At 72.4% G+C, this 10,532-nt stretch carries 9 protein-coding genes; 6 read left to right on the top strand and 3 right to left on the bottom strand.

From position 1 onward, the window contains the following. The first annotated feature begins 116 nt into the window (after nucleotides 1–116). Nucleotides 117–326: a hypothetical protein gene (locus ITI46_RS15005; protein WP_209240033.1), complete on the top strand. Its 210-nt coding sequence runs from the start codon at nucleotides 117–119 to the stop codon at nucleotides 324–326. Here the strand turns inward: ITI46_RS15005 and ITI46_RS15000 are convergent. Next, nucleotides 298–1,878 carry a FadD3 family acyl-CoA ligase gene (locus ITI46_RS15000; protein ID WP_209240038.1) on the bottom strand — a complete coding sequence of 527 codons (1,581 nt, stop codon included), beginning with the start codon at nucleotides 1,876–1,878 and terminating at the stop codon, nucleotides 298–300. The genes ITI46_RS15005 and ITI46_RS15000 overlap by 29 nt on opposite strands. A gap of 260 nt (nucleotides 1,879–2,138) precedes the next feature. Here ITI46_RS15000 and ITI46_RS14995 point away from each other — a divergent pair, with 260 nt between their 5' ends. The 3 genes from ITI46_RS14995 to ITI46_RS14985 are packed head-to-tail and all read left to right on the top strand — an operon-like array spanning nucleotide 2,139 to nucleotide 4,540. Beyond that, entirely contained in the window at nucleotides 2,139–3,278 is a 1,140-nt protein-coding gene (locus tag ITI46_RS14995) for a lipid-transfer protein (RefSeq protein WP_209240032.1), read from the top strand. A gap of 6 nt (nucleotides 3,279–3,284) precedes the next feature. Further along, nucleotides 3,285–3,758, top strand: coding sequence for a Zn-ribbon domain-containing OB-fold protein (locus ITI46_RS14990; RefSeq protein WP_209240031.1), 474 nt, complete (start codon nucleotides 3,285–3,287; stop codon nucleotides 3,756–3,758). Further along, nucleotides 3,755–4,540, top strand: a complete 786-nt coding sequence (locus ITI46_RS14985) for an enoyl-CoA hydratase/isomerase family protein (protein ID WP_209240030.1) — start codon at nucleotides 3,755–3,757, stop codon at nucleotides 4,538–4,540. Before ITI46_RS14990 ends, ITI46_RS14985 begins: the two co-directional genes overlap by 4 nt. Before the next feature lie 122 nt (nucleotides 4,541–4,662). Here the strand turns inward: ITI46_RS14985 and ITI46_RS14980 are convergent, their stop codons facing one another. Next, nucleotides 4,663–5,193 (bottom strand): hypothetical protein, encoded by a 531-nt coding sequence (locus ITI46_RS14980; RefSeq protein ID WP_209240029.1) that lies wholly within the window; start codon nucleotides 5,191–5,193, stop codon nucleotides 4,663–4,665. Nucleotides 5,194–5,391: 198 nt separating this feature from the next. On the opposite strand from ITI46_RS14980, the gene ITI46_RS14975 reads away from it, so the two are divergent. Next, complete coding sequence (locus tag ITI46_RS14975; RefSeq protein WP_209240028.1) at nucleotides 5,392–6,366, top strand: hypothetical protein; 975 nt, start codon at nucleotides 5,392–5,394, stop codon at nucleotides 6,364–6,366. Nucleotides 6,367–6,440: 74 nt separating this feature from the next. On the opposite strand, the gene ITI46_RS14970 is transcribed toward ITI46_RS14975, so the two are convergent. Continuing rightward, a complete protein-coding gene (locus tag ITI46_RS14970; protein WP_209240027.1) occupies nucleotides 6,441–9,572 on the bottom strand; it encodes an outer membrane protein assembly factor BamB family protein in 3,132 nt (1,043 codons plus the stop codon). A 306-nt stretch (nucleotides 9,573–9,878) separates the two neighbouring features. Here ITI46_RS14970 and ITI46_RS14965 point away from each other — a divergent pair, with 306 nt between their 5' ends. Then, nucleotides 9,879–10,526, top strand: a complete 648-nt coding sequence (locus ITI46_RS14965) for a TetR/AcrR family transcriptional regulator (protein ID WP_209240026.1) — start codon at nucleotides 9,879–9,881, stop codon at nucleotides 10,524–10,526. Nucleotides 10,527–10,532: the final 6 nt, after the last annotated feature.

Here is a 10,532-nt window from a genome sequence, read left to right as displayed (position 1 = left end):
GAGGGGGAGTCGTCGGCCACGGCCCCCTCGGCGCATGTGTACTGGCTTCGTTTCCCGAGGCTTTGTAGCGTCAAAGTAATGAGTAGAACACGTTTTCGCTCTCGGAGGAGTTCCCAATGACCCGCCCCAAGAAGCTTCTCGCCGCCTGCGCTCTCGCCCTGGCAACTGTGGGAGCGTCGGCCACCGCCGCACTGACAGCGGGCTCTTCGCCGGTCGGTACGGACGACCGCGTGCAGACCATCAGCATCCTCGAACGCAACACCACGCTCCTGCCAGGCACCGCCTCGGCGCCCGCCCTCACCTCCGCGCACGCAACCGCGTCCTGACGACCTTTCCACTGGCATTGCGGGGCAGTTCGGTCACGAACTCGACCTCGCGGGGGACCTTGTAGTTGGCCATTTCCCGGCGGGACCAGGCGATCAGGTCGTCGGCGGTGACCGTCGCGCCGGGGTGGCGTACGGCGAAGGCTTTGGCGACCTCGCCCAGCCGGGGGTCGGGGATGCCGATGACGGCGGCTTCGGCGATGTCGGGGTGGCGGGCGAGATGTTGCTCTATCTCGGCCGGATAGGCGTTGAAACCGCCGACGATGAACATGTCCTTGATCCGGTCGGTGATCCGCAGATTGCCCTCGGTGTCCAGGACGCCGACGTCGCCGGTGCGCAGCCAGCCGTCCGGGGTGAGGACCTCGGCGGTCTCCTCCGGCTCCTCGAAGTAGCCGGACATCACGTGGTAGCCGCGCACCAGCACCTCGCCGGGGGTGCCGGGTGGCTGCTCGGCACCGGAGGAGGCCACGACCTTCACCTCCGTGCCGGGTATGGCCCGCCCCGAGGTTCCGGCGACGACCTCGGGAGGGTCGCCGCGGCGGCACATGGTCACGGTGCCGGACGCCTCGGTCAGCCCGTAGGCGGTCAGTACGGTGCCCACCTTCAGCTCGGCACGCAGCCGCTCGACCAGTCGCAGCGGGACGACGGCCGCGCCGGTGACCACCAGGCGCAGGGCCGACAGGTCGTGCTTGTGCCGGGACGGGTGGTCGAGCAGCGACTGGTGCAGGGTGGGCGGGCCCGGCAGCACACTGACCCGCTCGGTGGCGATATGGGCCAGCGCCGTCTCCACGTTGAAGACGGGCTGCGGGATCATCGTCGCGCCGCGCAGCAGACAGGCGATGATGCCCGCCTTGTAGCCGAAGGTGTGGAAGAACGGGTTGACGATCAAGTAGCGGTCGCCCTCGGTCAGTCCGGCCAGCTCGCTCCAGCAGTCGTAGACCCGCAGCGTCTGCTCGTGGGTGATGACCACGCCCTTGGGGTGCCCGGTGGTGCCCGAGGTGAAGGTGATGTCGGACGGCGAGGAGGGGGCGATCCGCGCGGCGCGCTCCCGCACCGCCTCGCGGGCAACCGCGGCGCCGCCGTCCAGAAACGCCGGCCAGGTGCGGAAGTCCTCCGGCGCGTCCCGGGCCAGCACCACGACATCGCGCAGCTGGGGCAGCCCGGGCAGCGGGCCGGTGCCCGGCCCCTCTGCGGTGGCGCGGCGCAGCGAGGCGACGTATGAGGTGCCCAGGAAGGTGCCGGTGACGAACAGCAGCCGGGCGCGGGTCCGCTCCAGCACATAGGCGGCCTCGGCGCCCTTGAAGCGGGTGTTGAGCGGCACGAGGATGCCGCCCGCCGTGACGGCACCAAGCGCGGCGACGATCCACTCCAGTGTGTTGGGCGCCCAGACGGCCACCCGGTCGCCCGGCTCAAGACTGCGGGCCAGACAGCCGGCGGCGGCCCGCTCGATCCGCTCACCCAGCTCCGAATACGTGATCCGCGTGCGCCCCTCGACGACGGCCTCGCCCGGCCCGTACCGCTCGACGGCGGTGCGCACCAGCTCGGGGACGGTCAGCGGGAGGTGCCGCGAGGCGGCTCCGTACGCGGCTCCGTACGCAGCCCCGTAGGCGGCCCCATACGCGGTCCCGTATGCGGCCCCGTTCCCGGGCGAGAAGTCCGTACCGCTCACCGTGCGCCTCCCTCGGCCGGGCCGGCAGGCGGCGCTGTCCGGCTCACTTACCCGACTACACAGGACCTGACACTCCGTCAGGTTAGCGGTAGCCTCCCGCACTGTCAGCACCGGAGCCAAGCCCTCAGCACATCCGGGAGGACGCCATGAAGGACGCCACGGCGATCGTCGGCATAGGCCAGACGCCGTTCGCCAAACGGCTCCCCGAATCCGAGAAGGCGCTCGCCTGCCGCGCGATCCTGCGGGCGCTGGACGACGCGGGAATAGCACCCGCCGAGGTGGACGGCTTCGCCTCGTACACGATGGAGGAGACCGACGAGGTCGAGGTGGCCAAGTCGATCGGCGCCGGCGATGTGACGTTCTTCTCCAAGGTCGGCTACGGCGGCGGCGGTTCCTGTGCGACTGTCGCGCACCTGGCCGCCGCCATCGCCACCGGACAGGCCACCGTCGGCGTCGCCTGGCGCTCGCGCAAGCGCGGCTCCGGCGCCCGTCCGTGGCGCAACACCACCGTGCAGCTGCCCACCCCCGCGCAGTGGACCCGCCCCTTCGGACTGCTGCGCCCGGCCGACGAGATCGGCATGCTGACACGCCGCTATATGCACGAGTACGGTGCCACCCGCGACCACCTGTTCAACGTCGCACTGGCGTGCCGTAACCGCGCCAACCAGAACCCCGCCGCGATGATGTACGAGCGGCCGCTGACCCGCGAGATGTACATGACCTCCCGTTGGATCAGCGAACCGCTGTGCCTGTTCGACAACTGCCTGGAGACCGACGGCGCACTGGCGTGCGTGCTGGTCTCCGCCGACCGGGCACGCGACTGCCGCAGCAAGCCCGTCTATGTGCACTCCGCCGCACAAGGTCTGCCCGCACAGCACCACGGAATGGTCAACTACTGGGCCGAGGACCCCCTGCGCGGACCCGCCTGGACAGCGGCGCAGCAGCTCTGGAAGCACGCCGATCTGTGTCCACAGGATGTGGATGTCGCCCAGATCTACGACGCCTTCACCGCACTCATCCCGCTCTCCCTGGAGGGATACGGCTTCTGCGGACGCGGCGAGGGCGCGGCCTTCACCGAGGGCGGCGCACTGGAGCTCGGCGGACGGCTGCCGCTCAACACCTCCGGTGGCGGGCTCAGCGAGGCGTACGTGCACGGCTTCAACCTGATCACCGAGGGCGTCCGCCAGCTGCGCGGCACCTCGACCGCCCAGGTGCCCGACGCCGCCACCTGCCTGGTGACGGCAGGCGAGGGCGTCCCCACCTCCGCTCTGCTGCTGAGGAGTTGACCAGCCATGACCGATGAGCCGGCCGGCCCGCCGGAAACCGGACTGCTGCTGCCCGTACCCGACGACGACGGAGCGCCCTTCTGGTCGTACGCGGCCGAGGGCGAACTGCGCGTACAGACGTGCTCCGGCTGCGGCACCCGGCGCTTCCCGCCGCGCCCCTGCTGTCCGCGCTGCCAGTCGTTCGAGAGCCAGTGGCAGCGGATGAGCGGACGCGGACGCATCTGGAGCTACGTCATCGCCCACCCGCCGCTGCTGCCCGGCTACGCCGAAGCAGCCCCCTACAACGTCCTGGTGGTGGAGCTGGCCGACGACCCGTCGATCCGGCTGGTCGGCAACCTGGTCACCGCACCGGACGCACCACTGGGCCCGTTGGCCGACGGCAAACTGCGCATCGGAGCACCCGTACGGGCCGTCTTCCGGCAACTCGGCGACGGCGAACGGCGCACGGCCGTGCCCCGATGGACGCTGGAGCGGCCGTGACCATCCGCCTCGAGCGGCAGGACGGCGTCGCGACAGTGACGCTGGACCGGCCGGAGAAGCACAACGCGCTCGGCCTTTCCGACGCACAGGCGCTGGCCGGCATCTGGCGCGGGCTGCGTACCGACCGGTCGGTTCGCGCGGCAGTGGTCACCGGGGCGGGCGGCCGGGCGTTCTGCACGGGCATCGACCGGGACGCGGTCGCCCACGACGGCGCCGTCCCGCAGCCGCACGCCCCCTTCGCCGTCGAGGACCCGCTGTTGTCGATCGGCCCCAAGAGCAACGACCTGTGGATTCCTGTCATCGCCGCGGTCGAGGGCATGGCCTGCGGCGGCGCCTTCTATCTGCTGAGCGAGGCGGAGTTTCTGATCGCCACCGAGGAGTCAACCTTCTTCGACCCGCACACCAGCTACGGCATGGTCAGCGCCTACGAGGCGATGGACATGGCGCAGCGGATGCCGTTCGGAGAGGTCGCGCGGATGGCACTGATGGGTACCGCCGAACGGATCTCCGGCCGCCGCGCCTACGAGACGGGCCTCGTCTCCGAGCTCACCCCTGTCGGCGGCACGCTGGACGCCGCGCTCAGCTGTGCGCGGGTGCTGGCCTCCTACCCGCTGAGCGCTGTGCAGGGCACCGTGCGGGCCATCTGGGCCGCACGGGAGGCCGCCCGCAACCACGCGAGGGCGCTCGCCCCGCCGCTGATCGCCCTCGGCAACCTGTCGCCGGAGCAGCAGGCGGAGCGCTTTACGGGACGTCGCGGCGATGGCCCGCCCCGCATGCGGTAGGGCTTCTTCCGAGAAGGGGCTGCCCCTGGCTGCCTTCTGCGGGCTGCGGATTTGTTGCCCCGCAAGCTTGGGCAGTCTGCGCCAGGGGCGCAGGGTGGGCAAGCGCAGCCCCCCACGCCGGGCTACTGAACGGAGGTGACCTCGCACTGCTTGACCTTGCGAACGTATTCGGGGCGCTCCATAGGAACCTCGATCGTCCTGGTGCGGCCGGCCCGAACCGTGGCAATGGCGGAGCCGGTGTCGACGATCTCCCCGTTCACATCGCGATAGGTGACAGTGACGGTGAACGTACCGGTGCGCCCACCGGAGTTGCGGACCCGCACCGTGGCGCCGGGCACCTCCTTGACCTGCAACTTCTTCCCCTTCGCCGCGGCGCACTCGGCAATGGTCCCGCTCCCCCTGGCCTGACTGCGGCTCGACCCACCAGAGGTGCTGCCCGAGGAGGAGGTGTAGCTGTCGTCGCTGTCGTAGTTGCTGTGACTCGAACTGTGGCTGCTGGACTTCTTGCTGCTGCACCCACCACCGCCGTGCCCACCACTGCTGTGGCTCTTGCTGACACCGCCGCCGCGCCCGCCCGAGGAACGGGCCGGACTGAACCCGCTCAGGGCCACCAGCACGATGGTGACGGCAGCGAGCAGCTTGAGGTGACGCATCCAGACTCCCCCGATGAGTACGTATGTGTTCCGCGACGCAGCGGAATCGATCGCCGCCGATACTTGTCGCGTGCAGTACAACCTTTATCACCAGCCCAAGACGCCAGCAGTGGCGAGGGGGTTCCCGGCGGCGTAGCGTCGATTGCGGATCGCGCACCCGTGCGGCGTCGGAGCGGCGCCGGAAAGCGAGGCGAGACCATGGGCCGGAACGTGATCGGGTCGCTGCTCGCCCTCCTCGGCGCGGCGGCCGTCGTATACAGCCCCTTCCGACCGTGGTACGGCGGCCGCTCCGGGCAGGATTTCCGCCTCGACGAGCTCTTCCAGGGCGGCGGCATCACCGGTGCCGACGCGGCCCTGTTCACCGGGCTGTTCGTGCTGATGCTGATCGCGGCAGTGGTGGCCGTACTCGGCGTACTGCTGCAATCCCGGCTGACCGTGCTGTTCGCCGGCGTGCTGGCCCTTGGGTTCACCATTCTGTGGATGGTCCGGCAGGGGCAGGCCGCGGGCAGCATCTCCGCCGGCAACACCGGAGGGCTGGCCTCCGGAGCCTGGCTGGCCCTCGGCGGGGCACTGCTGATACTGCTCGCCGGCGCCCTGATGGCAGGCCCCCGCACGCTGTCCCGGCGACGGCACGCCGCGGGGCGCAGGGCAGCGCGCGTCCGGGGGGAGCCGGGCAGGGAAGAGGACACCCTGGAGCAGCCGTTCGCCGGGCCACCGCCTCCGCAGCAGCCGTATCAGCAGCAACGGCCCTACCCGGAGCAACCGCCCTACCAGGAGCAGCCGCCGTACCCCGGACAGCCCGGGATGCGCGGGGCGCCCTCCCAGGAGCCGTACCCGCCGGGGCCGCCGCCACCGGAGCCCGGGTCCCCTCCCCCGGACCGGCCGTTCAAGGGCCCGGAGCAGCAGTACCCCGAGGAGCAGTACCCGGAACAGCCGTATCCGGAGCAGCAGTACCTCGAGGAGCGCGAGCCGTACGAGTCCCAGCCCGGCACCCAGGGAGCCCCGCTGGACGAGCCGTACGAACGGCGGCCGGAAGCCCCCCGCCCGGCAGCCGAGGAAGAACCGCCGCCCGACAACACGCGCCGCTTCCCCACCACGCCTCCCCCGGAAGCGGACGAGCAGCACCCCGACGAGGAGGACACCGGGCCGCACCGCGGACGCAACGCGGCCTGACGGCCCAGCCCGGCCCGGACCAGCCCGGCCCCGGATCGCCCCGGCCAGGGCTCGGCCCCGGCCCTGGCCCGGCGTCAGCCGGAGTGCCGGGCCTGACCGGTGCCCTTCGTCGCGTCGAGCGCGTACACGCAACGGTCCTTGCTGCACGCGTAGACCACGCCGCCGACGGCCACCGGCGAACCGGTGATCTCCCCACCGGTGGCCAGTTTCCAGCGCAGTTGGCCGCCCACCGCGTCCACGGTGTACAGGCAGTGGTCGGCCGAGCCGAAGTGGACCCGGCCTTCCGCGACCACTGGAGCGCCCACCACATCGGCGCCCGTCGCAAAGCGCCACCGGGGCGTTCCGCTGACCGCGTCGAGCGTGTACAGGGCGCTGCCGCTGCCGAGGTGCACCAGTCCGTCCGCGGTGACGACAGGCTCCGTCGAGTGCCGGGCCTCGGTGGCGATCCGCCAGCGGTCGTGGCCGTTGCCGGAGTCGAGCGCGTACACGGTGCCCAGATAGTCGGCGAGGTAGACGCCCCCGCCGGTCACCCCGGGACCCGGCACGAAGGCGGGCGGGCACAGGAAGGCGGCGGGCGCGTCGAACCGCCACCGCTCGTGCCCCGTCGCGGCGTCCAGCGCGAACACCCGGGAGCCGGCGCTCACATACACCGCACCGTCCTCGGCTGCGGTCACCCGTACCGGAACGCCGCCGGTGGCGGAGACGTCGCCGACCGGGTACGTCCAGCGTTCGTCGCCGGTCCGCGCCTCCAGTACGTACAGCCGCCCGTCCGCCCAGGTGTAGACGGCGCCGTCGGCGATGACGGGGCCCGCCTCGGGGGTCTCGAAGTCGGTCTGCGCGCCGGTCAGTTCCCACAGCTTCTCGCCGCTGGCCGCCTCCCACGCCTGTACGCCGCCGCCACGGGTGCCGGTGACCACGGTGCCGCGGTCGACCTGGAGCGAGTAGACCCAGCCGTCGGTGGCCAGCCGCCAGCGCTCGGAACCGTCGGTGGCGTCGAGCGCGTAGAGGCTGGGCCCGTCCGAGGCGTGCACCCGGCCGCCGGAGACCGCCATCGACCAGGCGACCTCGCGCGTCTTGAACTGCCTGCGCCCACTGGCCACATCCAGCGCGTGCACCTCGAACGAGGTCACGTACACCAGATCGTCGGCGACCACGGGCGAGCCCCACACGTCGTTCGACATCCGGAACCGCCACGGCCGCCAGCGCTGCGGGCCGCCGGACGGCGGGGACTGCACAGAGTGCGGGGACGGCTGTGAGGGCACCCCGACGGGGGGCTGCTGCGGCGGCGCGGCGGGCGAAGCGGAGGCCGACGGCTGCCCGGGGCCATGGTCGGAGCCCCCGGCGTGCCGCGGGCCCGGAGCGCCGTACGGGCGGGCCAGCGGATGGTCGGACGGCGCTGCGGGGACCGCGGCGGGGGCAGCGGCGGGGGCAGCGGAGGACGCCATCCCCGGGGCGGGGGCCGATGCCCCGGGCGGTGCGGAAGCGGGCTGCGGCGGCAGCTGTGCGTACGGCTGCGCGGCGGAGGACTGCGGGGTGCCTTCCTGGCCGCCGCCGGGCGGGCGCACCCAGCCCGAGGTCCCGGCGGCCTCGGCGTCCCGGCCGGTCTCGTCCGAGCGCCGCGGGCCCGGGCCGATCGGCAGCTGAGCGCCGGGCAGCTGGACCGACCCCGCGGCCTCGGGGCTGCCGGTGCCGGGGTTGCCGTCGTCGCCGGACTGGGAAGCGGGGCGTGACACGACGGGCCCCGGACCCGAAGCGGAACCGGAATCCGGGCCCGCCTCGGCATTCGCTGAGCCGCCCGGTGCGCCGGAGGCCCCCAGGGAGCCGCCGACAGCACGCGGCCCCGGCGGGATGCCCTGGTCCCACTCGGCCACGGCGGCACCCGGCCCGCCCGAGCCGGGCCCGGACGCAACCGGCCCGCCCGCACCGGGCCCGGACGCAGCCGCGCGCCCGGCGGCCGGTGGCCCACCCGGCCCCACGGACCCCAGCGCCGAGCCCCCGGCACCACCGCCTCCGGCACCGGCTCCGGCTCCGCCATCGGCAGCCGCATCCAGCCCCGCGCCGGCACCAGGGCCGGCGCCGGCGCCCGCACCGACCGCCTCGGCCGAGCCGCCCGCATTGCCGGAGCCGCCCGCACCGTTGCCGCCGGCTCCGGCACCGCCACCCGGCGCGCCGCCACCCGGCGCACCACCGCCCTGCGCGCCGTCGCCTCCCGCAGCGCCCGCGGCTCCGCCGGCGCCCGCACCTCCGGCCGCCGCCGCGCCGACGGCTCCGGCGGCCCCCGCCGCCGCCGCATTCTGCCGCCGCACCGACCGGCCGCCCCTGCGGCGCTCGATCAGCGTGACGGCCGTGGACGGCAGCCACGCGGACACGGTGCCGCTGTCGTCGCTGCCGGCCCCGAACAGATGCGGGGCCAGTTGCGCCTGCAGGTCGGCGGGCGTGGGCCGCTCTTCGGCGGTCATCCGCATACAGGACTCGATCAGCGGGCGCAGCTCGTCCGGCAGCCCCTCCAGATCGGGGCCCTCGCGCAGCAGCATGAAGACCGTCTCCACCGGATTGGCCCCGTGGAACGGCGCATGCCCGGTGGCTGCGAAGACGAGCGTCGAGGCGAGCGAGAAGACATCGCTCGCGCCCGTGACGCTGCGCGAGTCCCTCGCCTGCTCGGGCGACATGTAGGCGGGCGTACCGACGGCGACATTGGTCATGGTCAGCCGGGTGTTGGAGACGCCCGACGCGATACCGAAGTCGATGACGCGCGGGCCGTCCTCCAGGACGAGCACATTGGACGGCTTGAGGTCACGGTGCACCAGGCCGGCGCCGTGGATGGACTGCAGCGCCTCGGCAACCCCCGCCGCCAGCCAGCGCACGGCCTGTACGGGCAGCGGGCCGCACTCGGTGACTATTTCCTCCAGGGAGGGCGCGGGCACATAGGCGGTGGCCAGCCACGGCACGGCCGCGCGCGGGTCGGCGTCCACGACGGCAGCGGTGTAGAAGCCGCTGACGGCGCGGGCCGCCTCGACCTCTCGGGTGAAGCGCACCCGGAAGAGCTGATCCTCGGCCAGCTCGGTCCGCACCGTCTTGATCGCGACCCGGCGGCCGGACGCCGAGCGTGCGAGGTAGACCAGCCCCATACCGCCGGAACCGAGACGGCCCAGCACCTCGAACGGGCCGATCCGCCGCGGATCGTGCTGTGTAAGCTGCTCCACCACTTGTCCTGCCACCTCCCCGTAGGGGCCGTAAAATCTGCCCGTTCCCGCCCCGTGCAGCCTCTCACTGCCGTGCCGGACCTCGCGGTCCGGACGCCGATTCTTCCTGGCGAACGCGGCGGTTGCGAACCCGGGGGCGGCACGTAAGTGTCTCCGTGGCCCGACAAAGCCCAGGATGACCCGGCGAATCCGGCACGCACCCTTGGTCGCGTATCACCCCAATTGCCCCCTCCCCGGTCAGCAATCCGAGCGCACCCCGTTTGCCCGCTGACGAATCGCGAGCCGATCACCCCTCGGTAAGCTGACGGCATGACAGGACAAGTGCGAACCGTCGACGGCCGGGTGGCCGGACGCCGCGGTCAGGCAACGCGGCAGAAGCTGCTCGACTGCCTCAGCGAGATGCTCAGCTCGTCGCCCTACCGCGACGTCAAAGTCATCGACGTGGCACGGAGAGCGGGCACCTCTCCGGCGACCTTCTACCAGTACTTCCCCGATGTCGAGGGCGCCGTCCTGGAGATCGCGGAAACCATGGCCAAGGAGGGTGCGGGCCTCACCGAGCTGGTGGCCGGCCGCTCCTGGGTCGGCAAGGCGGGCAGACAGACGGCCGAGGACCTGGTCGAGGGCTTTCTGACCTTCTGGCGCAAGAACGACGCGATCCTGCGCGTGGTCGATCTGGGCGCAGCGGAGGGCGACAAGCGGTTCTACAAGATCCGCATGAAGATCCTCAACTCGGTCAACAACTCACTCGCCGACGCGATCAAGGACCTCCAGTCACGCGGCAAGGTGGACAAGGACACCAACGCGGCGGCAGTCGCGGGCTCCCTGGTCGCCATGCTGGCCTCCGTGGCGGGCCACCAGAAGGGCTTCCAGAGCTGGGGCGTCAAGCAGTCGGAGCTGAAGCCCAGCCTCGCCCTCCTGGTCCACCTCGGTGTGACGGGCAAGAAGCCCGCCAAGTAGCCGGCG

Source organism: Streptomyces oryzae, from assembly GCF_017676365.1.
GTDB lineage: Bacteria > Actinomycetota > Actinomycetes > Streptomycetales > Streptomycetaceae > Streptomyces > Streptomyces oryzae.
Note: the sequence above shows the minus strand (reverse complement) of the source record. Positions and strands in the feature narration are given on the sequence as shown.